This window comes from Hydrogenophaga sp. NFH-34 (assembly GCF_021401345.1).
GTDB classification, from domain to species: Bacteria; Pseudomonadota; Gammaproteobacteria; order Burkholderiales; family Burkholderiaceae_C; genus Hydrogenophaga; species Hydrogenophaga electricum.
Window position 1 is genome coordinate 75,520 of record NZ_JACBGE010000011.1, and the last position, 23,873, is coordinate 99,392.

The window sequence follows — 23,873 nt, forward strand, 5'->3', positions numbered from 1 at the left end:
GAAGTCACAGCAATCGCCCCAGAAGCTAGGTGGTCGTCAAAGCGCTCAAATTTGGGCGCTTGAAAACTGGTTGAAAGTCCAATGCATTCAATCTAGGACGGCAAGGGTGTAAGTCTTTAATCGATGCATGCGTTCAGCAGCATCGTTCCTCAAGCTCCTTGTCTTTCCCGTGGCGATCATTGCCTGCGCGGGGTTGGTTCAGGCTGGGGAGATCGATGTTTTCACGTGCAAGAGTGGTCAGTTGACTACCGTGCGCGTCAAGTCCAGCAGCACCGAAGTTGAAGCGCTCATCCGTAGTGGGAATGCCATATGGTCATCGCGTGAAGTGGATGCTGTCACTGTCCAAGCAATTGCCGAAGGTCGGGGTATCTGGGCACTGACTCCCGATCAGACCATCTTCAATGTCCTGAAAACAAAGACCCCCTCCGCGTACATGGCGGCAATCGCCAACCAGGAATCAGGCAGGAAAGGGCGCTTTTGGCCCTGGACCATCAACTACGCGGGCAAAGGGTACTTCTTCACGACCAAAAGCCAGGCCATTGCAGCAGCACGTCAACTGATCGAGCGAGGCGCAGAGCTGTTCGATGTCGGTCTGATGCAAGTGAACTGGTTCTATCACGGCAATCGATTTGCATCCATCGAACAGGCCTTCGACCCTGTTTCGAACATCCGCGCAGCCGACGACATCGTTCAGGAACACCTGAACGATTCAGGGTCAATGCAAGAGGCACTGGGCCGCTATCACTCGAAAACTCCGAGCTTGAAAGCGAAATACCAGGGCCAGCTCGATGCGCAATTGCGCAGGGTTTCCCTCAACTCCAACCTCCAAAAAGGAATTCAGCCATGCTGAAACTTGCCGCCGCAATGGTGTTGGCTGCCGCTACGTTTGGTGCGGCGGCTCAGCCGACGATCTCCCACATCGGACAGCCGCAGGACGCCGCCACGGTGCCCAGTTCCCTGAAAGTCGTCAGCGATCTGATGGGCGCGACCAAGGTGATCCTCCCAGGCGGCTGGGCAGCCTACGCCCGCCAGGGTATGGACGTGCGCCGAGCTTCGACTGCCGAGTTCGTTGCCGGCGAAACCTGGACCAGTGCACTGGAGCGCTGGGCCTCTGATGAAGGGCTGTCGGTTCGACTGGACTGGAAGAACAAGCGGGCCTACCTCGATCAGGTTTCAGCCCCGAGGGTTCCCCTCGAAATCGACACCGCTTCCAAGCCGGCCGCCACCACCGCACCCGCTGTCGCCACCCTGGCCATGCCGGCGGCAACTCCAGCGCCAAACGTTCCGGCGGCGCCGAAGGCCATCAATCTTCCGGCCGAAACCTGGTCGATCCAGATCAGCGATGTGCGCCTGGAAACCACGCTCGAACGCTGGGCCAAGCAGGCCGGCTACACGCTGATCTGGGATGCCGACCGCCACGTCCTGATCACCGCCGAAGACAACTTCAGCGGCTCGTTCGACGAGGCATTGCTTCGTGTCCTGTCATCGCCCGCGATCAGCAAGAGCGACTTCCCCCTGGAAGCCGTCATCTACGGCAACAACCCCCCAGTCCTGCGAATCACCGGCCTCGGTGAACAAGGCGCCGCAAAGGAGTAAGCCAACATGCGCTCGAACACGAACAAAATCATCTTCGCCTTCTCGGCCATCGCTTCTGCCGTCGTGCTCTCCGGGTGCTCCAGCCCGGGCATGACGCGACAGCAGCAGGAGATCAAGAACATGGTGCCCACTGGCGCCATCACGCAATCCCTGCACGCGACCAGTGAAACCTACGGCGCACCGGACCACGTGGCACAACGGGGAACCGAGTTCCGGTCGCAAAATGTCGTCCGCCGTGTGAGCGCTCCATGGGTTGGTGGCCTGCGCACTGTCGCCAAGACCGAAGACCGTCTGCCGGCGGTGTTCAACGCCCGCTACACCTTCGACTTCGCAGGGCGCACTTCGATCAATACCGTGGCCGAGCGCCTGTCCATGATGACCGGCGTGCCGGTGCGCGTGCGCGCCGATGTCTTCGCCTCTCCTGGTGCACCCGAGTCCGCGCAAGAAGGAGATCCAGTCAAGCCGGCGTTCCCGACACCGATTGCTGGTGCAAGTCTCGACGCGGCCGTGCCCAATCTGGGGATCACGGCGAAGTCACCCCAGATCCTGGCCGATGCGAAGCTGACGACGGTTCGCTCTGTCGATATGCGCTTCGAAGGACGCCTGCGCGACTTCCTCGACAGCATGACGGCCAAGATGGGCCTGAGCTGGGAGTTCCGCGACGGCGCTGTCGCCATCGTTCGACTGCTGACCGAGTCCTACGATGTGGGCGCTTTCCCTGGCAGCCAGAACTACACCTTCAACACTGGTGGCGGCTCGGGCGGCACGAGCAGTGAGGACGGCGTTCGCATGTCGGCCTCCAACCGCCTGGCGATCGCGCAAAGCGGCGAGACCGACGTACGCGAGTCGATCCTGAAAACGGTCCAGGAAATCGTCGCAACCGACATCGGTGCGTCGGTGACCTGGGCGGATGGTTCCGGGCGACTCGTGGTGGTCGCTTCCAAGGAAACCCAGGCGCGTGTCCGCGACTTCCTGAACAAGGAACACAAGGCCCTGACCCAGATGGTCAACGTCACGTTCGACGTGTACTCGGTCCTCGTGAGCGAGAACGACGAGAAGGGCGTGGACTGGAGCAGCGTCTTCCAGTCGCTGAATCAACGCTACGGGATCACCTTCAAGTCGCCCAGCTTCACCAGTACATCCACCGCTGGCAGCCTGACCACGAACTACATCTCGGCCGGGGCAACCACCAATACCAGCTCGATCCTCACGCTGCTCAACTCCTACGGCAACACGGCCAAGATCCGCCCCGTCTCCATCAATACCCTCAACGGCCAGTGGGACACGAAAAGCCGGCTGTCCACCGACGGCTACCTGAAGGAAACCACGCCTGGTACGGCAAGCTCCAGCGGTGCTGCAGGCGCCCCGGGCCTGAAGACGGACACCATCACCACGGGTGACCAGTACGCCGCCCTGCCATACATCCAGTCGGACAAGTCGATCCTGCTGAAGTATTCGATCAGCCTGTCGGACCTGCTGGGCCTGTTCGAGGTATCGACGGGTGCTGGTGAGACCTTCCAGAAGGTCCAGACGCCCCGTGTGGACTCCATCAATGCCAGTTCGACCATTCGCCTGGCGCCCGGCGAAACCGCGGTGATCACTGGTCTGTCGCGGCTGGTGGCTTCCAAGAACGAGAACCGGCTCTCCCGCGAAGTGCCCGTCATCGCGGGAGGCAATCTCAAGTCGTCAATCCAGCGCGAGCACTTCATGGTTCTCGTGCGTGCAACGCCGCTCTGATCGGACGGAGTTCCAATGAGCAAAGTCGTACACCTGGATCACAAGGGCAACGCGATCGTCGCCCGGCTGAACTGGTCACCCATCAATGGCACCCGTCGGTCTCACATCCGTGATTCCGCCACAAGCCGCGGTACGGGAGCCAGGCGCTACGTCATCTACAAGCCCGATGAGGCGATGTATATCGGCCTGGAGTCGGATGATGTGATGGCTGAAGTTCCGGTCAAGGCAAAGAGTCGGCATTCCTTTGCCTTGCTGTGCCTGGAACATCTGCTGTGCAATGAAGCCGATGAGCTGTCTGCTTCGAACGGGATTTTCGTCCTGAGCATCGAAGAGGAGAAGGACCAGGACCGCCGTGCGATCTGCATCATCCGCAACGGGGCAATCGTTCACGATTCGGTCGAGAACGGCGATCGTGCCCTGAACATCGCGCAAACCCAGTTCCAGGAAATGGGGGGGTACTGCCTGGTCTTCTCTGACCATAGCGATGTGCCTATCCAGCAGGTCGAGACCATCGAGTGGGGTCACCTGGCCAAGCACGAGAGTAAGGCAACGTCGCTGAGCCCTGTTCCCATCAGCCCCCTCGTGCCGCTGGGAATCGCTGCGGTGCTCTTGTTCATCGGGTGTGGCTTCGCCTACCACCAGATGATCCACATCCCCAAGAAGGAGGCAGAGCGGGCAAAGCGCATGGCCGAGGCGGACAAAACGCCTCAGTACCTCCAGGCGCTGCGGCAAGCTGCCGACAGCTTGGGCTGGGAGCGAGGTGCACTGATCGACCTGATCGATTCGATGAAGGGCCGTGTGTACTTCCATGACGGCTGGTCGTTGTCGGAGGTCACGTGCACGACTTCGAAGTGCACCGAGAAGTGGGAGCGCGAAGGTGGAACCCTTGCGGACCTGCTCAAGATGCAAGCCGGCTCCACCCTGGTGCCCGATCCGAAGTTGAGCACGAAGGTCGCACAACTTGAATGGTCGATCGCGTCGAAGCCCACAAGCCTGGACCTCAACAACCTGCCTCGGGGTGACCTCGAAAAGCAGTTGAGCTACAAGCCCGTGCTCCAGATGCTGGACAACGCAGGCATCAGCACGAACATCGGGACGCCTCGTGCCTGGCCCAACTTCGACGTGCGCAACGTCAAGAAGAAGGACGTGATCGTCAAGGCAGAGAAGTTCGAGGTCCGAACCATCTACCCGTTCGGCTCCGACTCCATACGTGAGCTTCCGAGCAACGTCATCTTCAACGGCTTCACCCTCAAAGCCGTCAGCCCAAAATCGTTTGTCCTCGTCGTGGAAGGAGCTGGCTATGTCCGCTGAAATCAAGAAACTGGCCAAAGCGAAGCTGGCGATCGTGCTCGCAACATCATTCGTCACGGGAGCACTGGCTGATGAAGTCCAGCTTCCCGAGGCGCCGCGGATGACGGCTGCTCAACTGCAGGAACGGCCGGACGGCGCAGGCCAGCCCTTCGTCATCGGACCGCCTGTCGAAGCCACCGACGAGAAGGGGCGCATCTACCGGGACCCGAGCCAGCCGCTGACCATCGGCGAGATGTCCGACATCCAGAAGGAGAAGGCCGTGGCCGACTTCCTGCGCAAAGCCGGGTTCACGACCGAGAAGCCGCCGGAGCCTCCCAAGCCCGAAGCTCCGAAGGCTCCTGAACGAGTCGAGTCCAAGCTCTCGGTGAAGTCGGTCTTTGCCCGTGAGGGGCAAGAGCCATTCGCGGAAATCGAAACGGCAGCCGGTTCGATCCTGAAGGCGTCGGTGGGCACTCGGATCAGTGACCGGATTTCGATTGCTGCTGTCGATGGCCGGCAGATTGCGCTTTCCGTGATCCCTGAACCCCGCCCAGGCTGCGAGAAGGGTGCTCGTGCGTCCAAACGAAAGGCCACGTCCTGCAATCTCGCACCGAGTCTCGTCTTCCTGATGGCAGGCGACCAGTACACCTGGTTCGAGTAATCGGCCATCGAACCGCCTACGAGGACTCTCAATGGGATTGTTCGATCGCCTTCGAGGCCGTGAATCCGCCGAGATTGTCGCTGTGCCCACCATGGCCCAGCGCCGTCGCACGCCGAAAGCTGCGCAGGCGAACGACTCGATTCCTACGCCAACCCTCCAGGTACAGGACGTGGATTTCGTCGAGTCCAGGCCCGAGAGGGAACAGCGGACCATGGGCAGCGTGATCTCGCAGATTTCCGATATGCCTTCGGTGCGTGAAGTGCTCACTGCTACCGATTCATCGAACCCTGCGCTGCGTATCCCAAAGGGGTTGCAGGATGCCGTCATCGCCGTGAAAACGGGGCCGGGCAAGGGTGGCATCTACTTCGACTTCAAAAGAGTCAATGAGGTATCGAAATACTTCCCGACGCTCCATTCAGCACTGGCCAATGCAGGTTTGTCTGTTGGTGGTCGTGAATACCCGGCGACGGGCGACATCATCCGGCAGGTCCGACTGAACTACGAGCGTAGTACGGGCAAGGGTGGATCGGGTCTGACCTCCCAATCTGCTGGGGCGGAGATGTTTCGTGAATGGACTCGGGTTGCGCAAAGCATCAAGGCGACGGACATCCATTTGCGAATTCTCGAAGGCGGGAAGGGTGAGGTCATGGTCCGGGTTGACGGCACCCTGGAGCCTATCCCTGACGGCAGCGGCGGTCTTTTCACCGAGCTGGATGTGAAGAACGCCATCAAGGCAGCCTACGAAGTGCTTTCGGACAGGCACAGCAACAACCAGGGCGCGTTCTCGGAAACATCGACGCTCTCGTCGATGATCGACGCGGCTTTGCAGATTCCTGACCTGCGGTTGCGCTTCTCGTCGATTCCCGGCCTGTACGGCCCAAAGTCTGTTTGCCGACTGCTCTCGAATGTCTCGGGTGAGAACGCCATGTCGTTCGAGACCATGGGTTTCGCACCCAGCCACATCGCCATGTTCGATCGTGCACAGCGGCTGCAGGCCGGCGCTATCGGCCAGATGGGTGTGACCGGCTCTGGCAAGACAACCGCGGCGAAGACCTTCGTCGAAACGCACCCGGGCTACGGATCGATGGCGATGTACCAGATTGCTGATCCGATCGAGTACCCCATCGCTCAGATGCACCAGATCTACGTGCAGCGCAGCCTGGTGACCTCGAAGGAAGAGGGCAAGAAAGACCCGTTCACGGTCGCCATCGAGTCCCTGATGCGCTCGGACCCTGATTTCGTCGACGTTGGCGAAGTCCGTGATGCTCTGTCCGCTCGCGCAATGGCCAACGTTGCCAAGTCCGGCCACATGAGTCTTTTCACGTTGCACGCAGACTCCCTTGCCGGCGCCCTGAACCGCCTCACCGACCCGAACATCGGTCTCTCTCGCTCGGAGCTGACCACATCCAACTTGCTGGGGATGCTGTGCTACCAGGCGCTCTCCCCGGTGCTGTGTCCACACTGCCGGCTCAATCACGCGCAGGCTCACCAACACCACAAGTCCCGGGACACGAACCGTGACCAGCAGGAGGCCAAGTACATCCAATGGCTGGTTGAGATCCTGGAGAGCAGATTCGGTATCGAGCGCGAGCGCCTGCGCTTTCGCAATCCTCAGGGATGCGAACACTGCCGCTCCCGGGGGACGAAGGGGCTGACCATCTGCGCGGAAATGCTCATGCCTGAGAACGGCTGGCTGGATCTGTCGGCCATCGGCAAGGACCGCGATGCCATCCGGTGGTGGCGACACGAATACAGCGACAGGGATCTCCTGTCGCCAAACATGGACGGAAAACTCGTTTCAGAGCACGCCATGTTCAAGGCCGCCCAAGGCCTCATCGACCCACGCGAAATCGAGCGATTCACACAACTGCAATCGCTGGAGGTTCTCAAAAAATGAAAATCGTTGCCAACCTGAAGCGCTGGTGGAAACTCGGCTGGACCGGATTCTGGGGTGAGCGTCACGTCTTCTACAAGACGCTGGCCCGCTCTCTGGAAAAGAAGGAACTCCTTCGTGATTTCGTCGATGGCGAGTACGCCATTGCGATGGATGAGCGCACACGTGACAGGGCCAAAGCCTCGGGCCTGCGATATATGCGCGAGGTGATGTCCAGGGGTGTGACGACGATTGCCGAAGTGCTTCAGGCAGTCATGCCGGAACAGGACCGGATGGCGCTTTCCATTCTCGGTGAATCGAAAGACCAGGTGGCCGCCCTGTATCACCTGTCTGCTGCCATCGAAGAGCAGAACGCCATGAAGAAGGTGGTAAGGATGGCGCTTTTCACGCCCATCTTCCTGATCCCGGTCGGATTCGCCTTTGCGTACATGCTGACCACGTCCACGATCCCGGCCTTCGTGGAGTCTGCCCCTGAAGAGGTGTGGGTGGGGTTCAATGCCTTCTTCCGCTCATTTGCCGAGGGCTTTTCCAAGTATGGCCTCTATGTCTTCGCGTTCCTGACGGCGATGACTGTTTTCGTTCTGTACTGGTGCCTGCCCAATCTGACTGCGTCCTGGCGGTACAAGGCGGAAAAGGCGCAGGGCATCAAGAAACTGGGTTGGACGCTTGCAATGCCATATCGCCCTGTCTTCGGGCTGTACCGAGACATTCAGGGCACGCGCATGCTCACCGATCTGTCGTTCATGCTCCAGTCCGGCCGGATCTTGAGGGATGCGGTGGAGACACTTGCTACAAGCGCCCAGCCTTGGATGCGCAAGCACCTGCTGGTGATCCTGACGCATATGCAGGAAATGCCCGGCCAATACGTGCAGGCATTCAGCCACGGGGTTCTGTCGCCATTCCTGGCCGGATACATGCAATCGCTCAATCGAGTGGATAGCGAGGCACGCTTCGACAAGGTTCTCGTGGAAATTGCCACACGAGGCATGAATGACGCAAGAGAAGCAGTCAGAAAGACAGCATTCAAACTGAATTTCTGGCTGCTCGCATTGATCATGGGCCTCATTCTTTTCCTGTACGGCGGCCAGGCATTTGTGGTGATGGCGATTCAGGAGGCCAATCAGCCTGCGGCCATCATGAAACGCGAAGCCGCTCGCCGCAAGGCTGCCGAACAACAACAGTTTCAGTCAAGCACACCACGGTCCGTAACTTCAACAAGCGAGTGAAAAAAACATGACGAAAAACATCTTCGATCTGTCCCGCGCAGTCCAGGCACGGGCTCTGAGCAGCCGCGCCCGGCTGAAGTCCGCCAAAGGGCTGAAGCAGAGCGGTTTCATGTCCATCGAACTGGGCCTGGTGTTGCTGGCGGTGGCCGCGCTGATCGCCTTCGCCGTCCTCTACTACCGTGAGAACCAGCGCAAGAACTCGGTGAACAGCAATCACTCCGACATCATCGCCATCAGCGGCAACCTGGTGTCCAAGTACGGGCAGCTCAACCGGTACGGTGACGTGACGACGGAGCTGGCGGTGAAGTCCGGCGTGATTCCCGCACACCTGCGTGATCCGGGCGCCGACACCGCTCAGAACCGCTTCGGCGGCGTGATCGAAGTCGCGCCCGTGGACCTGACCGGCACCAGCGATGGCATTTCCATCACATGGCCCAACGTGTCTGCGAACCAGTGCAGCGACATCGTGAGCGCGTCCGAGGGCGAGTTCCGCGTGATCACGGTGGACGGCTCCGAAATCAAGGGGGACGGCGGCGCGATTGACATCACAGCCCTGGAGGAAGCCTGTGACACCGACGCTCCGGTCGAACTGGTGTTCACGGCCGGCCGTTTCTAAGGCCCTACAAGCACTCGCTCTGTGACCAGTGAGGGCGTGAGCCCTCACTGCTCCAGCAAGCAGATATCAACTCTCTGGAGTCACCTATGCAAGCACCTTCGAAATTCAAGCGCGGCCTGATCATGGCTGCGGCTATTGCAACCATCACCCTGGCCGGCTGCGGCGGTGGCGACGAAGATGGTCCCGGCAGCGTCCAGACCCCCGAACTGCGCACGCATACCGTGAGCCCTGCCGATTCCGCTTCGGGAAAAGTCGGCATGCGCGTGCCCATCGACTCGTACACCGAGACCTTCGGCACCACGATCGAGCAAGTCGAGTGGCAAGTCGAACCCATCGCCGATGCCGAAGGAGATCTGAAGATCGCAGACCCGACGTGCACCAAGGGAGAAAAGTCCGTGCGAACCGTTCCCGGCAGCGACAAGGTGATCGAGGCACTGTCCTGCGAGACCACCGTCATGGCCCTGGATGGGGCCAAAGGCAAGTTCGAAGTGACCTCCCGCGTCACGCTCGGCACCGGTTCGGCCAAGAAGGCCAGCTTCGTCTTCACCGCAACGAAGTAGTGACCGAAGGGCTGGATTCGCCCAGCCTGATTTCTGACTTTCGATTTGAGTTCCGGAGAACATCATGCAGCACCTTCGCGTCCGAAGCGCGCCTATGAGACGCCAACGAGGCATTGGCCTCGTCGAAACGGCGCTGGCGATGATCCTCATCTCGATGGTGCTGCTCTTCCTGTTCAATCTTTGGAGCAAGAACGAGGACGGCAAGAGGGCTGAGAACCAGGCCCAGGTGCTGAACCTCATCCGCGAGTCCGCCCAGACGCTGGTCTTCGAACACTACGATGCCTACCAGGCCGGTGAAGACATCACCCGCAACGGCATCACTCTGCCGTTCGGCGACGATGAAGGCCAGGCTCTTCGGCCCACGGTCGAACAGCTCAACGATCTGGCCGTTGGTCTACACAACGCATCGAGTTCTCCGCTCTATAAATCCTTGGCGGAGGGGGGGTATTTCATCCGCATCAATCGCGAGCCCGCCGGCTGCGAAGCATCCCCCCAGGGCCAGGAGTGCAACATCACGGGGCACGTCTGCTTCGACCAGCCACTTCGCGACCCCAAGCGCTCAAACGAAGACACAGATGGCTTTGCCATCGGACGCATGTTGACCCAGCTTGGCTCAAATGGCGGAGCAAGCGTTGACGACGCCGATGGTTCGACGATCTACGGCTATGGCGGAAGCTGGAGTATCGACAATCCCATTGCAGGCCAACCACCTGGAATCGTGTGCGCGAGATTCGGATTCGGCTCGGCTGGGTTCGGCAATTTCCTGCGCGTGCGCGACTCCCGCGACCCCGAGTTTCAGAACAATGTCACTCTCCGTGGTGGACTGAACATTCAGCGAACAGTCGTGAACAACGAAGTGTGTACGGCCGATGAAACCGGGCTGATTGCCCAGGGCGTTCTGGCTGGCCAGCAGATGCTGTTCCGATGCAATGGCACGATCTTTGAGCCGGTCAATGGCATCGAATACGGAACCATCGGGGGGGTGTGTACGACTGCCAACCAATGGGCTTTGGTGGAGGCAACTGGGCAGGCGCTCGTGTGTTCCAATGGACGATGGGTAACCCAGGAGGGCAGGGGCATCAGGACGATGGGTTACTTCGGGCACGGCGCTGTCGTCCCGACTCCCGCGTGCCCGGCCCTGCATACGCCGGCAGCGGTAGTCGCTGCAGTCTCCGCGGCCAATATCATCGGCCTCAATAACCCAGGCAACAACTCGGGTGCTTTCCAGGCCGCGATCAGTGCCGGCTGGCAGGTCACGATCCGTGGGTCAAATGGCGCGACCGCGGGAACGTCAGCGCTTGCATTGGTGATCACAAGCTGCAATCGCACCTGATCGCCTTTCCCTCTGGCTTGCGCCCATGACCGCCCAAATTTGGGCGGTCATTTTTTTGCTTGGCGATACACCAGCGAGGGAGACCATTTCATGCAAAGCGGAATGCAGACATGCTCATTGGTATTGAATGATCGTGCGCTAACCACTCCTTTCAATGCTCTTACGCTTCAAGGATTCCGACAATCGTATGCATGAGCAAATCGCAGATTGGACGGCGTCCAACCCCAGATCATGTGCCGGGCAGCATCGAAGAAGCTGCAGCCAGGATCTATTTTGAAAGGGGTACGAAAGAAGCTGTCGAACGCAACAGATGGGCTCTTTCTGGAATTCTGAATGCATCCATCTCGGTGCTCTTGCTGATCGCGCTCATCAGTCTGATCTTGAACCAGAAGATCTACGTCTTCCAGGCAGACAAAGACCCGGCAGGCCGCATCTCTGTCAGTGAGGTGGCCACTTCGTTCAAGGCCGACGAAGACACCCAGATGGCGTGGGCATCGGCCTGGGTTGCGACACTGACCGAGATTACTCCTGCGCTCTGGCAGCGCAACGTCAAACTGGTTCAGTCCAAATCCGCAGGCGTGGCGCTCGATCAAATCAAGGCCTACCTCCAGCGGGCGGAAAACAACCCTGCACAGCTCGTCCACCGGTACCCGACCTACGTGCGTGAGTACAAACGTGGCTCGGTCAACAAGGTTACGGGCATGACCTATCTGATCCGATACGAACTATTGAGCCGGCCGGCTCCTGGGATCGATCCTCAGACGAAATCCTACGCAATGACGGTGACCTTGACCCATGTTGGGCACAAGAGCCGTGATGACGTTTTCTCCAACCCCGAGGGCCTGACGGTTCTCAACTTCAGCGTTTCAGAGGAAGCAAGATGAAGAAGCTCCTGTTCACCATCGTCGGCACCTTGATTGCCGCCAGCGCCCTGGCCCAATCCACTTCCTCGATCTCTGCCCCCGTGCCAGGAAACCTGGATAGCAGGATCGTGACCTTCGCCTACACACCGGACGTTGTGTTCAAGTTGCCGGTGACCGTGGGCATGCACACACACATCATGCTCGGCCAGGATGAAGAGCTGGTGGAAGTGCCGCGGCTGGGTGACAAGATCCGCTGGCGCGTGGAAGGCAATGAGCGCAACCTCTACATCAAGTCCACGGTGCCCGACACGAAGACCTCGCTGTCCTTGGTGACAAGCCGGCGGACTTACCAGTTCGAGTTGGTGGCGACACAAAAGGGCGATGAGCGGGTCCAGCAAGTTGCCTTCAGCTACCCGGATCAGGAAGAGTCCATCCGGGTCGCCACACGGCGAAGCCTGGAAGCCGAGCGCACGATGGCCGAGATGGCCGCCTCGAAGCTACGTGCCCAGAATCTGGCGGCAGAGCCCATCGATCCGTCCCAACTGCGGTTCCTCAAGGTCACGACCAAGAATGAACAGTATGCGCGCATCCACGCATACACCAACGGCATTCAGACATGGATCAGGATGCCCAATGGCGTGCAAGACCTTCCGGCCGTCTTCATGGTGTCGGTCAATGAGCGGGGCAAGGAAAGCCTGATGCCTGTCAATTACTCCGTGGGGGACCGGAAATCGATTCTCGATCGCGACGCACTCATCATCGATCGCACCGCGCCCATCTGGATGCTGCAGGTCGGTGAAGACATCCAGGTTCGCTTGACCCAGGAGTAAGCGCCATGAAGCAACCGAAGATGCCTCGTGCATCCACAAACCCACTCGCAGACGAATCCCTGGATGGTGGGGCTGACCAGGGCCTAGATCCGGATGTCGCCATCCAGAAGGGCATGCCGGCTCGGAACTTGAAGAGCATTCTCATGATGGTGGCGCTGGTCGGTGTTGGGGTCTTCATGCTGTGGAGTAACAATTTCAAGACGGCCAAGCCCAAAGATCCACCCCCGGTCAGGCCATCCACCGAAAACGTCGTGGATGACCTGATCGATGGCCTGAAGAACCCGCCGGTGCCGTATGCGCCTTCCGAGATCAAGGCCCCGACGCCTGAGCCCATGTTGCAAGCTCAGGTCGAGCCGGTCGATGAGCGGTTGCAGGCTGCGCTTGTCGCGCCCATGGATGCCTCGGACGTGAACATCAACTCAGGTGTCAAGGTGGTGCAGCAACAGCGTGCCAGCGTAGATGATCGCATCCGTAACCTCATGGCCGAACAGCGGACCATCGCCGACAACCGGGCGAAGGAGTCGTATCAGCGCCAGATGGAAGACCTCAGGGCCATGGGGCTTGCGCCTGGTGGTGCTGCAGGTGCTGCTGCCGGCGGAATGGCTGGTATCGGTTCGGGGCAGGGGGGGAACATCACCTCCGGTCAGGACACCATGCATGCCCGTTTCATCGAAGACCAGATGCGGCGATCAGACCTCGCAGACTCGACGAAGGTGGTGGCTGCCAGAAAGGGGCATACGCTCTATGAGGGCACGATCGTTCGGGCAGTTCTGACCCGTTCGCTGAAAACGGATCTGCCCGGGATGATCACGGCCAAGGTCACATCGGACCTGTACGACACGCTGACCCAAAAAGTCGTTCTGGTCCCCCGTGGCTCCGAGATCACGTGCAACTACCAGCCTACGCTCATGGTCGGCCAGAAGCTCGTTCTTGCGGCATGCAATCGCCTTCGCCTGCCCAACGGCCGATCGTTCTCGCTGCATGCGGCGTCAGCCAGCGACATGCAAGGGGCCTCTGGCTTGCCTGCGGACATCGACAACCACTTCTGGGAGATGTTCAGGGATGCGCTGATCGTTGGTGCCGCTTCCTACCTGCTGCCTGATGAAGACAGGAGAACGACGGCGAACTCCACGGCATCTGGAACCCAGGTCGTTGGGTCTGTTTTGGGCACGACTCTGGGCAAGGTGATCGACGCGACCATCGGCCGCAATGTCCGGATTCCACCGACAGGCCATGTCGAAGTTGGAACCCCGTTCACGCTCACGCTCTCGCGTGATGTGGAACTGGAGCCGTACTTCACACGATGAACGGAGTCATGATGCGCAAGAACCAATGGAAACCGTCGCACTTCTTGGGGGCTGCGGCGCTGGCGGTAAGCATCAGTGCTTGCACCCATGCGCCAATCTACGAGGGCACCACCTTCATCAAGCCCCCTGAAGACATTTCCACCGCGTGGCTTGCCGAGGATGGTGGCGTCTACCTGGTTCCCGAGAAGGGGGTTGTGGTCGATCGGGTATTGGATCGCGAGGGCAACTCGGTCAAGTGGTCGTTGGTGGGCTCATACCTGGCCATCGGCAAGGACGTGCTCGACAGCGCAGATGGAGCGCTCTGGTTGCTGATCGAGGGCAAGAAGCGCAAGCTCGACTACAAGGCCCTGCCAACTCGGAGATAACCGTGGCTCGAAAAAGGAGCCATCTGGTGGTCGCGGGAAGCCCTCAGCTCGAAGTGCTCCAGCATAGCTTGAGTCAGCTCATCAAAAAGAAGCTGCGCTCGGAGACGGCAGGGAAGCCCGTCTCCGAAGCAACGATCAAGATGACATCCAACACTCTCAGCGCTGCGATCATGCGCCTATGGGCGATGGGGTTCCACCTGCAAAGCGTGTCTCAGTTGCGCAGCCGGCACTGCAAGGCCCTTGCGGAAGACTGGCTGAGAGAAGGGTACAGCGTCAATACCATCGTGAACAACCTGTGCCGCTTGCGCAGATTGGGCCACTGGATAGGCCGGGACGATCTCGTTCCGAACAATGCCGCAGCTATCTGGCTCAATGTCAAACGTCCAAAGCCTGGTTCATCGCGAGCGAAGGTCGAGATAGTGGCAGCCGTACAGGATCTCAAGCAGCACGCGCCTGCTCGATGACCTGGCCGAGTACCTGATACTCATTCGGATTGAGCAAGCTGGGCATCAAGATGGCCTGGCGCTTGAGTTCTTCCATCATCTCTCTGGACAAGCAGCGCGTCCTGCCCAGGCGGCTGGAGTCTTCAGGGTAGTCGAACTTGCAGCGTTGCAGCCAGCCTTCGGCTTCACCACGCAGGAAGGGGTAGAGGTTGCGAAGGTCCAGCGCTTCGGCTTCGTCTCTGGCATACATATTTGCCCACGCCTTCACGCGCTCGATGTTCATAGCGACATGAAAGAGCCGAACAGGCCTCAGCTCCCCGCTAAATACGGCGTAAGGCTTGAGCTGGTCAACGATGATTTCTTCACCGCCCATCATGTCGATGGGCTCAAAAACTAGGGTCTTCTGCCCTTTTGTTTTTACTTCAAGGTGCCAGAAGGCGACATGTACTCGAATGTCGCCCGCGATCTTGAAACGTGCGGAACGGAATGATTGCATGCCTCCATGCTCTATTAAGGGGCGTGCATGCCGCTTACAAATAATCCAGGGCACCGTCCATCATTCAGTCAAAGACTTCTCCCTCCTTGAATCACACTGAAACTCAAATCGAAGGACTCGATACCGTACCTGACTGCCTGGTGCTCTGAAACGAAATCCGCTTTTGTGCCAGTCCAGCTCGATGGTTGTTTTGAGGACCCGGTTGATGTTCGGATCTGAATGCCATTGGGCAGGCAAATTGCGCGCCTGTCCAGGCCTCTGGTCATTCTGTTGCATTTGTCTTCCGTGGCGGTCTGCGAGCCGCTTCGCTGGGGGTCTAAAGGGTGTGTGCATTGTGTGGGCTGGAAGATAAGTCGCGGGCAGGAATGTCGGCCGGGAAAAGTCCGCAATCGTCCGCGGTGAGCATCGATGCACCAAGCTTTTCAAGGCGTCAGCTTTTGCTTGCCGCGGGTGCATTGCCTGCCGTAATGGCTACCAACGCACTTGGTCGAGATTTCTGGTCAATGCCCCGTGAAATTTGGATTCAAAGGCAAACGCCCAAGGGGCTCGAAGCACACCGTACCGTGTATTTCGCCGATGGCAACTTGGTGTGGCCGGAGTACAAGCGGCTTTGCATGATCCTCAGGGACGTTCGGGCGGGGCAAGCCGTGCAAATGTCCCCTGTCTTGCTGGACATCCTTTGTGGCATCCAGGGCGTGGCAAGAGCCAACGGCCACGACGCTCCGCTCATCACGACATCAGGCTATCGGAGCCCGAAGACGAATTCAAGCACCGAGGGCGCGGCCAGGCACAGCCTGCACATGGAGGCTCGCGCATGGGATGGACGGATGCCTGGGTACAAGGCCTCCGTGGTCGCGGATATCGCCAAGTACCTCCAGGGTGGAGGCGTGGGCCTGTACCTTGAGCGCGACTTCATTCACGTCGATGACGGGCGCCTGCGTACGTGGACAGGCAAGTAGGTTTGCAGAAAGGCGTTCCTGCTGCAACGTGATTCACTCCCCGTTCAGACACATCACGGCCTGAGAATCGTCCTGTCCGACAGACCCAATTTTGGGGATGGACAACACAGCCGCCCAAATTTGGGCGCTATCAGCCCAAGTCCTCTGCCGGCTTTCGTGTGGGACAACTCACAGGAAAGCTATGTGCTTGCTCCTTTTTCAAATCCGCATGTGCGGAACTTTCAAAGGAGTTCACCCTATGTCCGTTGTCATCAATCCAGTTCTGTGGTTGGCACTGCCGCGATTTCTTTCCGAAGAATTCTACCGAATGGAGCCCTGCGGGGCATCCGGCCGTGATGTCACATCGCTACTGCAAGAGATCAACACCTCCGAAGAGCTGGGCCATTCCTTCTCGGACTGGCGCCTCCCGACACTGGAGGAGATCACAGAACTGTCGAGCCAGGGCCTCCTGAAGATCAATAAAACGGTCTGGACCAGCACGCGACATCTCCAGGGGTACAAGGTGTTCAACCCTTGGTCCGGCTATATCGGGGCATACGGCCCCAAGTGCTTCGTGCACGTTCTGCCTGTGCGCGGCTGAAATAAATCGACGATTCACCAAAACCCCTATTGAGGGGTTTTTTCTTTGCTTTCTGCATTTGATTCGAGCAGTGCGCCAAGAAAAGGCTCCGCAGCGCCTTCCCCTTTCAACCAACGCTCTGATTGAGCAGGAAGGGCAAAATGCGATTCAACAATAAGGATACGAAGGCTCAGTTGAGCCTGTTTGATGATTTCGCAGTGGTGGCCGAGCCACCTTGCGAAGTCGCAGAAATGCAGCCCGTCGCCCTGGCGGTGCAGCAGGCCTACGAAGAGCCGGCCTTGGTGCGGGAGTTCTTCCGCCTGGATGAGACGGTCCTCGATGCACTTCGTGGTCCCCGCTCGAAGGCATTGGCCAACCTCAAGGCGATCGAGACGCTCAAGGCCTGCGAGGCTGAACGGCGCATCCCCACGACCGAAGAGCGCAGCACGATCTCGGCCTATACGGGCTGGGGCGGGCTCTCCGAGGTCTTCGCCAAGAACAGCGAGCTTCAGGACATCCAGGACAAGCTGCGTGAGCTGCTGTCCGTGGATGAGTACCGCTCGGCCATGGAGTCCGTTCTGACGGCCTACTACACGGAGCCGCACGTCGTGCGGGCGATGTGGGAGATGGTCCGCGGCTACGGTTTCACACACGGCCGCATCTGTGAGCCCAGCGTCGGCGTCGGCCACTTCATAGGGTGCATGCCCGATGACATGCGCGAGCAATCGCGCGTGATGGCCATCGACATCGATCCGCTTTCGGCCGAGATGACCCGAGCGCTCTACGGAGACCGTGAGACGTTCGTGGACTGCACCGGGATCGAGAAAACGTCCTTCGTGGACGAATTCGACCTGGTGATCGGCAACGTCCCGTTCGGCAACTATCGCGTGAGCGACCGTCGCCTGAGCCACCTGAAGTACCCGATCCATGAGTATTTCGTGGCCAAGGCGCTGGACATGGTGCGGGTTGGTGGACTGGTGGCATTGATCGTCACCTCGTCCATGCTCGATAAGGTCGGAAGCGAGGGGATCAAGAAGTACATGCTGCAACGCGGCAAGCTGCTCAAGGCGATCAGGCTGCCCTCGGGTGCCTTCAATCGTCTGGGTGGGACCGACGTGGTGGCTGACATCATCGTGCTGCAGAAGCGACCTGCCGCCCTGGATCTGGATGAATTGCGCCGCCTCGAACCGCAGGCGGCTGACATCTTCGATTGGAAGCGCACCAGCTTCCCGGAGGCGATCTACTGTTCCTACTTCTTCAACAACCCGCACCATGTGCTGGGTCGGCTTGAGGGCGTCAAGGGTCAGTACGGCATGAAAGCCGGAGTGAAGGCGCATCCCGACTGGGTAGAGCGTCTGCGCGAGCTGGCGGGCGAGAAGGTCGAGATCTGCTTCGATCCTCAGACGAATGTGACGCTGCAAAGCGCTTTCCGCGTCGAGAGGTCGATGGAACCGTCTGGTCGCAAAACGATCTGGACTCCGGGTTTCTTCTTCGACGAAGACGGCCGGTTGATGGAAGTGGATGACCACGCCAACGTGTCGCCCAAGGACAATCTGCCGGCGGCCACGCTCAAGCGGTTGGAGGGGATGACGCGCATCCGAGACCTCGCACTGAGGTTGCTGGAAGCCGATGCATCGCGAAGTCAGAACGCAGCACAGATCCGTGAGGAACTGAACGTGCTGTATGACCGATTCGTCAAAGTCAGCGGGTTCCTGCTGTCGTCGGCCAACCGCCGGCTGTTCCGTACCGACACACACGCACCCCTGCTGTGGTCGCTGGAACACTGGGACGATGAAAAGGAGGTGGCGGTCAAGGCAGATCTGTTCCACAAGAGCACGATCTCCGCGGCCACGCTCGCCGAAACAGCCGATACGGTTGAGGATGGCCTCGCGCTGTCCTACAACAGGTTCGGTCGCATGGACGCACAGTTCATCGCAAGGGCAATGGGTGTGTCCAAGTCCAATGTCATCGAGCAACTGATGGCAAAGGGCATGGCGTTCATCGACCCGGTGAGCGGTGAGGCAGAGGACGCGACGGCATACCTGAGCGGCAACGTGAGGGTCAAGCTCCAGCAAGCCAAAGCCGCGGCTGTGCTGGAGGGCGTGTTCGATGCCAACGTGAAGGCCTTGGAGGCGGTGCAGCCGCAGTGGATCGCGTTCAGCGAGATCGACACCAAGCTGGGCGCTCCATGGATCTCAGCGGAGCAAGTATCTGACTGGCTCAAGGCCACCTTCGGCTTTGGCAATGATGGTCAGATGAAGTATGAGAGCGCGAACGTGAACTCGGTTGTGTCTACTGCGTCATGGTCTGTGACCTGTACCCACGAGAAACACGAAATCTTCAGGACCGAATGGGGTACCCAGCGAAAGTCATTTTGGGACCTGCTTCGGTGCATTCTGAACCAGCAGACGCCCGAGGTCTATGACGAGATCGAGACGAGTGACAAGAAGACGAAGCGGGTCATCAACCGTGACGAGACCCTGGCGTGCCAGGTGAAGGCCGAGATGATCCAGGCGCGGTTCATGGAATGGCTCAAGGCCGACCATGGCTGTGTTCAGGAAGTCGAGACGGACTACAACATGCGCTTCAACTCGCATGTCAACCGTTCGTACGACGGCTCGCACCTGGTCATCCCGGGGCTCAATCCACAAATTGAGTTGCGTGCCGCTCAAAAGGACTCGATCTGGCGGGGCATCGTCTCTGGCAACACGCTCTACGCGCTGGCAGTCGGTGGGGGTAAGACCCTCATCCAGATCTGCTGCGCCCAAGAGTACAAGCGCCTGGGGCTGGCTTCGAAGCCTGTGCTCGTGGTGCCGAACCATATGTTGGAGGCCTTTGCCGGCGAGTATCTGCGTGCGTTCCCACGTGCGAAGGTGCTGGCGATGTCCAAGGACGACATGCAAGGAGAGCGTTGCAAGACGATCCTGATGCGTGCGGCGACCAACGATTGGGACTGCATCATCGTTACCCACTCCACCTTTGGCCGGATCTCGGTCAGCGAAGACTGCATCAAGCGGTACATCGTCGATTTCAAGGCGAAAGCTGCGGAATCGATGTTGGGGGTGAGCGACAGGAACATGGTTCGAGAGGTTTCACGCGCCGCAAAGGTCGTGGAGACTCGTCTGGAATCGCTGGCTTCGGCTGCGCGTGACAACGAGTTGCTCGGGTTTGAGGAAATCGGGATCGACATGATCCTGGTAGACGAGGCCGACATCTTCAAGAACTTGTTTTTCTTTACAAAAAAGAAGCGCATCCCGGGGATTTCTTCGGCGTTCTCGTCACGGGCACTAGATCTGTTCATCAAGAGCAGGCTGGTGTTTGAGCGGCGGGGCAACAAGCGCTCGGGATTGATGTTCTCCACAGCTACGCCGATCAGCAACACGATCGCGGAGCTGTACATCATGCAGACCTACCTTCAAGAGGAAAGACTGCAGGAGCTGGACATCGCTTCCTTCGATGCCTGGGCGGCGAGCTTTGCACGTGAGGTGACTTGCGTGGAGGTCAAACCCGAGGGCAGCGGCTACAGGCTGCATACCCGGTTCGCCCAGTTCGTCAACGTCCCGGAACTGATGAACGCATTCCGCGAGGTGGCTGAAATCAGAACCAAGGCAATGCTCAAGCTCCCTGAGCCCAAGCTGCGCGGCGGTGGACACACAGTTGTCGCTGTGCCGGCGAGCGAGGCCCAGAAAGAGTACGTTAAAGGCCTGGTCACAAGGGCGGATGACATTCGGTCGGGCCTGGTCAAACCTGATCAGGACAACATGCTGTGTGTGACTGGTGATGGCCGCAAGGCTGCGCTGGACATTAGATGCGTGCTCCCGTTCGAGGCAAATGACCCCAGCTCGAAGGTCAACGAGTGCGTGCGCAACGTGTACGCCATCTGGAAGGAATACCAGGCCATCAAGGCGACCCAACTGGTGTTCTGCGACCTGAGCATCCCGGGCACACTGGGGTTCTCGGTCTACGAGCATGTCAGGGACAGCCTCGTGGAGATGGGTGTACCCAAGGAAGAAATCGCTTTTGCGCAGGAGTGGAAAACCGATGCGAGGAAGGCCCAACTGCACCGCATGGTGCGAAGCGGCAAGATACGCATCCTCATCGGCTCAACCGAGTTGATGGGCTTCGGTACCAACGTGCAAGATCGCCTGATCGCCAAACACGACTTGGACGCCCCTTGGCGTCCGCGGGACGTGGAACAGCGTGATGGCCGAATCATCCGACAAGGGTGCATGCACGACGAAGTGGTGATCTTCCGGTATGTGACCGAGGGCACATTCGATGCCTACATGTGGCAGACCCTGGAGCGAAAAGCTCTATTCATCGCGCAAGTGATGGAGAACAACGGGGTCGCCCGTCGAGTCGAGGACGTGACATCGCAAGCCCTTTCCTTTGCCGAGGTGAAAGCCATGGCAACGGGAAACCCGATCGTCATCGAGAAGGCTGCCGTGGACGCTGAAGTGGCAAAGCTGCTGGCGATTCGTGCTGTGTTCAACAACGACCAGGCAAACCTCCGCTGGAAGTTGAAGAACGAGCAATGGAGCATCAAGTACATGCGCGAAAGCGAGCGTGACTTGGTGGCCTGGGTGGAAGCTGTGAAGTTCGACGAAAGCGCGGTGAAGGTCAATGGGGTTGTTTACAGCAATCCTGAAGAGGCGGGAGTCGCGATCATGCGTCGGCGTCGAATGTTCACGGAGATGCTGCGCAAGAGCAAAACAGTGAGCCAAAGGTCCGAGAAAGTGGAACTGTTTGAGGCAGGCAACCTGAAGGTCTATCTGGAATCCATCGCGGGAGAGCGGGATCACTCAGAGTGGGCCGAGGTGGTTGGTGCCGATTGTGTCGATGCGAGGGTTGCGGTTCCGTATGCAGCATCCGACATCACGGCCTGGCTCAAAGAAGCTGGCATGGTCAAGCAGATTCAAGAGCGTTTGAAGAGCATCCAGCTCCGCACCGAAAGTGTGGAAGAGGTTGCGAAATCGATCGCCAATCAACTGGATCGGCCCTTCGAGCACGAAGAGCGGCTTCAGGCTGCCCTGGCTCGCAAGGTAGAAATCGACGAAGCGCTGGAGATCGATACCGACGAGAAGTCGGCCTTGGCCCTGGCCGAGGACTGATCCCAGTTCATTTACCCCCCCCATGAGCGCTTTGGCGCTTTGGGGGGGTGTCTTTTTGAATGCGATCTCCGGGTGATGCCCATTTAGGCCCCACTCCCAGACGCATTTCAGCACCATTGTGCTTAGTCCTGTTGTGATTGCCCTCGTGCGAGCGCATCCACAAGCGGACTGCCGCCATTCCTTTCATTAACCCGGAACTCCGGAACGAAAGGACAAGCCATGCTGGCAACGAAACTGGATTCCCTGGCCATCGGCCCGGCCCCACACGAAGAAAATCCCGCGCAAGTGGGTTCCGAGAACTACGCTCGGCGATCAATGCTGGAGTGTGCTGCGTTCAAGGCGCAGATCCTGCGGCACTACCCGATTCCCGAAGATGCCATCGCCGGAATCCGTATCTCGCTCAACCCCCATGAAATGGGCACCTATCGCGAGGTGGAGGTGGCCTACGGCGATGAAGTGGGATGCAACTGGGCCTACGAAGTCGAGTCCGACCCCAAGGGCGCCTTGGCCAAATGGGATGACGAATCCCTGGCTTTCCTGCATGCGCCTGCCTGAACATGGCATGCCGACAGCCTGGCCTGTTCGAGGACATCCCCCCTGCCACTGAATCAAGGTATCCAATCGTGGACCCCGACCTGGGCATCTACGATCGGTTCCTGGTGTTCATGTCGGGGGGGAAGGACTCCTTGGCCTGCATCCTACGCTTGCTGGACCTGGGCGTCCCGGCCAGCAAGATCGAGCTTCATCACCATCTGGTTGATGGAGTTGAGGGCTCAAAGCTCATGGATTGGCCAGTCACCAATGCCTACTCCCGCGCCGTTGCCGATGCCCTGGGCATGGAGTACCGGACAAGCTGGAGGGAAGGGGGCTTTGAGCGTGAAATGCTCCGACAGGATGCGCCTACTGCTCCAGTCTGGATTCCTGACGACAACGGCGGTCACAGGAGGGTCGGTGGTAATGGTCCACTGGGGACTCGACTGAAGTTTCCTCAGGTCAGTGCCAACCTATCAGTCCGATGGTGCTCCAGTGCCCTGAAGATCGACGTTGGCGCCAGATACCTGACCAACCACCCGAAGTTCACCCACGGCAAGACCCTGGTGCTCACAGGAGAGCGTGCGCAAGAGAGCACGGCACGCTCACGCTACGCCAGCTTCGAGCCCCACCGTAGCGACCTTCGCTCCGGCCGGAAGTACCAGCGCCACATCGATCATTGGCGACCCTTACACCAATGGTCTGAGCAGCAGGTCTGGGCGATCATCGAGCGCCACCGAGTGTTGCCTCATCCGGCCTATTACCTGGGCTGGGGGAGAACTTCCTGCCGTCAATGCATCTTCGGTAGCAAAGACCAGTGGGCCACGGTCAAGGCGATTGCACCCAGGAACCTCGCCGTAATTGCCAACCATGAGCGCACCTTCGGCGTCACGATTCACCGCAAGGATGACGTGTTGACCTTGGCTCGCAAGGGCACTCCCTACACGACAAATCCGTACTGGGTCGACATAGCGAACTCCGAAAGCTTCGATCTGCCGGTCATCGTCGAGAACTGGGTTCTTCCGCAAGGCGCCTACGGTGAATCCTGCGGCCCCACCTGATCCACGCGCCAGTCACCTTCGGGTGGCTGGTGTGCTGGTTTTGGAATGCACACATCCTCGTGCATCCCAAAGCCAGTCACTTGCCTGGCCTGTCCTTCAACAACCCTCTTTTGAAGGAAGGAATCCCCATGAACAAGAAAGACTCGATTGGCGTGCTGCGGTGCAAGCTCAAGCTCGTGATCATGTCTCACTGCCGCTCGGATGTTCCTGTCCGCAAGGTAGGGATGTCGCTGCTGGCTGGCGAAGTCGATGTGTACAGCAGTCCTTCCACATTGGAAATGGACTTGCTCGCGTACGTTGATCAGCTCAAGGACTCGTACATCTTCCCACTTCTTCAGTGGGGTCGTGAGTTGCGCGAGATGTCCACCAAGGACGTCACACCCAATGCAATTCCCCCGCTACCCAAATTCCAACTGGAACTCGTTTGAAGAAAGG

General features: G+C 59.1%; 22 protein-coding genes. 21 read left to right on the top strand and 1 reads right to left on the bottom strand.

Annotated features, from left to right (window positions below; translation table 11 throughout):
- Positions 1-127 precede the first annotated feature (127 nt).
- The 15 genes from L0977_RS12235 to L0977_RS12305 all read left to right on the top strand — a co-directional run bounded on the left by L0977_RS12235 (position 128) and on the right by L0977_RS12305 (position 14,742).
- Positions 128-850 carry a transglycosylase SLT domain-containing protein gene (locus L0977_RS12235; protein WP_234265131.1) on the top strand — a complete coding sequence of 241 codons (723 nt, stop codon included), beginning with the start codon at positions 128-130 and terminating at the stop codon, positions 848-850.
- Positions 844-1,596 carry a toxin co-regulated pilus biosynthesis Q family protein gene (locus tag L0977_RS12240; RefSeq protein ID WP_234265132.1) on the top strand — a complete coding sequence of 251 codons (753 nt, stop codon included), beginning with the start codon at positions 844-846 and terminating at the stop codon, positions 1,594-1,596. Before L0977_RS12235 ends, L0977_RS12240 begins: the two co-directional genes overlap by 7 nt.
- Before the next feature lie 6 nt (positions 1,597-1,602).
- Positions 1,603-3,333 carry a type II and III secretion system protein gene (locus L0977_RS12245; RefSeq protein ID WP_234265133.1) on the top strand — a complete coding sequence of 577 codons (1,731 nt, stop codon included), beginning with the start codon at positions 1,603-1,605 and terminating at the stop codon, positions 3,331-3,333.
- A 15-nt stretch (positions 3,334-3,348) separates the two neighbouring features.
- Complete coding sequence (locus L0977_RS12250; RefSeq protein WP_234265134.1) at positions 3,349-4,644, top strand: hypothetical protein; 1,296 nt, start codon at positions 3,349-3,351, stop codon at positions 4,642-4,644.
- Complete coding sequence (locus tag L0977_RS12255) at positions 4,634-5,284, top strand: hypothetical protein (protein ID WP_234265135.1); 651 nt, start codon at positions 4,634-4,636, stop codon at positions 5,282-5,284. The genes L0977_RS12250 and L0977_RS12255 overlap by 11 nt, the downstream gene beginning before the upstream one ends.
- A 31-nt stretch (positions 5,285-5,315) precedes the next feature.
- The gene (locus L0977_RS12260) at positions 5,316-7,181 is read left to right on the top strand and encodes a GspE/PulE family protein (protein ID WP_234265136.1); all 1,866 of its coding nucleotides are present in this window, start codon (positions 5,316-5,318) and stop codon (positions 7,179-7,181) included.
- Positions 7,178-8,404 (top strand): hypothetical protein, encoded by a 1,227-nt coding sequence (locus L0977_RS12265; RefSeq protein ID WP_234265137.1) that lies wholly within the window; start codon positions 7,178-7,180, stop codon positions 8,402-8,404. Before L0977_RS12260 ends, L0977_RS12265 begins: the two co-directional genes overlap by 4 nt.
- A 7-nt stretch (positions 8,405-8,411) precedes the next feature.
- Positions 8,412-9,020 carry a type 4 pilus major pilin gene (locus tag L0977_RS12270; protein WP_234265138.1) on the top strand — a complete coding sequence of 203 codons (609 nt, stop codon included), beginning with the start codon at positions 8,412-8,414 and terminating at the stop codon, positions 9,018-9,020.
- An 86-nt stretch (positions 9,021-9,106) separates the two neighbouring features.
- Entirely contained in the window at positions 9,107-9,580 is a 474-nt protein-coding gene (locus L0977_RS12275) for a hypothetical protein (RefSeq protein ID WP_234265139.1), read from the top strand.
- Between the two features lie 64 nt (positions 9,581-9,644).
- Positions 9,645-10,913 carry a type II secretion system protein gene (locus L0977_RS12280; protein WP_234265140.1) on the top strand — a complete coding sequence of 423 codons (1,269 nt, stop codon included), beginning with the start codon at positions 9,645-9,647 and terminating at the stop codon, positions 10,911-10,913.
- Positions 10,914-11,104: 191 nt separating this feature from the next.
- Positions 11,105-11,797, top strand: coding sequence for a type IV secretion system protein (locus L0977_RS12285; protein WP_234265141.1), 693 nt, complete (start codon positions 11,105-11,107; stop codon positions 11,795-11,797).
- Positions 11,794-12,606 (top strand): TrbG/VirB9 family P-type conjugative transfer protein, encoded by an 813-nt coding sequence (locus L0977_RS12290; RefSeq protein WP_234265142.1) that lies wholly within the window; start codon positions 11,794-11,796, stop codon positions 12,604-12,606. The genes L0977_RS12285 and L0977_RS12290 overlap by 4 nt, the downstream gene beginning before the upstream one ends.
- A 5-nt stretch (positions 12,607-12,611) precedes the next feature.
- On the top strand, positions 12,612-13,913 hold the full coding sequence (locus L0977_RS12295) for a TrbI/VirB10 family protein (RefSeq protein WP_234265143.1): 1,302 nt from the start codon (positions 12,612-12,614) through the stop codon (positions 13,911-13,913).
- An 8-nt stretch (positions 13,914-13,921) separates the two neighbouring features.
- Positions 13,922-14,278, top strand: a complete 357-nt coding sequence (locus L0977_RS12300) for a hypothetical protein (RefSeq protein ID WP_234265144.1) — start codon at positions 13,922-13,924, stop codon at positions 14,276-14,278.
- Positions 14,279-14,346: 68 nt separating this feature from the next.
- Positions 14,347-14,742: a phage integrase N-terminal domain-containing protein gene (locus tag L0977_RS12305; RefSeq protein ID WP_234265145.1), complete on the top strand. Its 396-nt coding sequence runs from the start codon at positions 14,347-14,349 to the stop codon at positions 14,740-14,742.
- On the opposite strand, the gene L0977_RS12310 is transcribed toward L0977_RS12305, so the two are convergent.
- Positions 14,717-15,217, bottom strand: a complete 501-nt coding sequence (locus L0977_RS12310) for a hypothetical protein (RefSeq protein WP_234265146.1) — start codon at positions 15,215-15,217, stop codon at positions 14,717-14,719. The two genes, L0977_RS12305 and L0977_RS12310, sit on opposite strands and share 26 nt — an antisense overlap.
- Positions 15,218-15,615: 398 nt before the next feature.
- Between L0977_RS12310 and L0977_RS12315 the strand changes: the two genes are divergently transcribed.
- The 6 genes from L0977_RS12315 (at position 15,616) to L0977_RS12340 (ending at position 23,866) form a co-directional block, all read left to right on the top strand.
- Positions 15,616-16,176: a YcbK family protein gene (locus L0977_RS12315; protein ID WP_234265147.1), complete on the top strand. Its 561-nt coding sequence runs from the start codon at positions 15,616-15,618 to the stop codon at positions 16,174-16,176.
- A 238-nt stretch (positions 16,177-16,414) separates the two neighbouring features.
- Positions 16,415-16,756, top strand: a complete 342-nt coding sequence (locus L0977_RS12320; RefSeq protein ID WP_234265148.1) for a DUF1566 domain-containing protein — start codon at positions 16,415-16,417, stop codon at positions 16,754-16,756.
- Positions 16,757-16,896: 140 nt separating this feature from the next.
- On the top strand, positions 16,897-21,846 hold the full coding sequence (locus L0977_RS12325; protein WP_234265149.1) for an Eco57I restriction-modification methylase domain-containing protein: 4,950 nt from the start codon (positions 16,897-16,899) through the stop codon (positions 21,844-21,846).
- Positions 21,847-22,065: 219 nt separating this feature from the next.
- Positions 22,066-22,401 carry a hypothetical protein gene (locus L0977_RS12330; protein ID WP_234265150.1) on the top strand — a complete coding sequence of 112 codons (336 nt, stop codon included), beginning with the start codon at positions 22,066-22,068 and terminating at the stop codon, positions 22,399-22,401.
- Between the two features lie 68 nt (positions 22,402-22,469).
- The gene (locus L0977_RS12335; RefSeq protein WP_234265151.1) at positions 22,470-23,438 is read left to right on the top strand and encodes a phosphoadenosine phosphosulfate reductase domain-containing protein; all 969 of its coding nucleotides are present in this window, start codon (positions 22,470-22,472) and stop codon (positions 23,436-23,438) included.
- Between the two features lie 128 nt (positions 23,439-23,566).
- A complete protein-coding gene (locus L0977_RS12340; protein WP_234265152.1) occupies positions 23,567-23,866 on the top strand; it encodes a hypothetical protein in 300 nt (99 codons plus the stop codon).
- Positions 23,867-23,873 lie beyond the last annotated feature (7 nt).

Bases quoted from the DNA above. Each gene is read 5' to 3' on its own strand.
- L0977_RS12265 (WP_234265137.1), top strand. From the start codon at position 7,178: ATGAAAATCGTTGCCAACCTGAAGCGCTGGTGGAAACTCGGCTGGACC.
- L0977_RS12250 (WP_234265134.1), top strand. From the start codon at position 3,349: ATGAGCAAAGTCGTACACCTGGATCACAAGGGCAACGCGATCGTCGCC.
- L0977_RS12235 (WP_234265131.1), top strand. From the start codon at position 128: ATGCGTTCAGCAGCATCGTTCCTCAAGCTCCTTGTCTTTCCCGTGGCG.
- L0977_RS12300 (WP_234265144.1), top strand. From the start codon at position 13,922: ATGATGCGCAAGAACCAATGGAAACCGTCGCACTTCTTGGGGGCTGCG.
- L0977_RS12285 (WP_234265141.1), top strand. From the start codon at position 11,105: ATGAGCAAATCGCAGATTGGACGGCGTCCAACCCCAGATCATGTGCCG.
- L0977_RS12295 (WP_234265143.1), top strand. From the start codon at position 12,612: ATGAAGCAACCGAAGATGCCTCGTGCATCCACAAACCCACTCGCAGAC.
- L0977_RS12275 (WP_234265139.1), top strand. From the start codon at position 9,107: ATGCAAGCACCTTCGAAATTCAAGCGCGGCCTGATCATGGCTGCGGCT.
- L0977_RS12320 (WP_234265148.1), top strand. From the start codon at position 16,415: ATGTCCGTTGTCATCAATCCAGTTCTGTGGTTGGCACTGCCGCGATTT.
- L0977_RS12340 (WP_234265152.1), top strand. From the start codon at position 23,567: ATGAACAAGAAAGACTCGATTGGCGTGCTGCGGTGCAAGCTCAAGCTC.
- L0977_RS12240 (WP_234265132.1), top strand. From the start codon at position 844: ATGCTGAAACTTGCCGCCGCAATGGTGTTGGCTGCCGCTACGTTTGGT.
- L0977_RS12255 (WP_234265135.1), top strand. From the start codon at position 4,634: ATGTCCGCTGAAATCAAGAAACTGGCCAAAGCGAAGCTGGCGATCGTG.
- L0977_RS12310 (WP_234265146.1), bottom strand. From the start codon at position 15,217: ATGCAATCATTCCGTTCCGCACGTTTCAAGATCGCGGGCGACATTCGA.
- L0977_RS12270 (WP_234265138.1), top strand. From the start codon at position 8,412: ATGACGAAAAACATCTTCGATCTGTCCCGCGCAGTCCAGGCACGGGCT.
- L0977_RS12260 (WP_234265136.1), top strand. From the start codon at position 5,316: ATGGGATTGTTCGATCGCCTTCGAGGCCGTGAATCCGCCGAGATTGTC.
- L0977_RS12280 (WP_234265140.1), top strand. From the start codon at position 9,645: ATGCAGCACCTTCGCGTCCGAAGCGCGCCTATGAGACGCCAACGAGGC.
- L0977_RS12245 (WP_234265133.1), top strand. From the start codon at position 1,603: ATGCGCTCGAACACGAACAAAATCATCTTCGCCTTCTCGGCCATCGCT.
- L0977_RS12290 (WP_234265142.1), top strand. From the start codon at position 11,794: ATGAAGAAGCTCCTGTTCACCATCGTCGGCACCTTGATTGCCGCCAGC.
- L0977_RS12330 (WP_234265150.1), top strand. From the start codon at position 22,066: ATGCTGGCAACGAAACTGGATTCCCTGGCCATCGGCCCGGCCCCACAC.
- L0977_RS12325 (WP_234265149.1), top strand. From the start codon at position 16,897: ATGCGATTCAACAATAAGGATACGAAGGCTCAGTTGAGCCTGTTTGAT.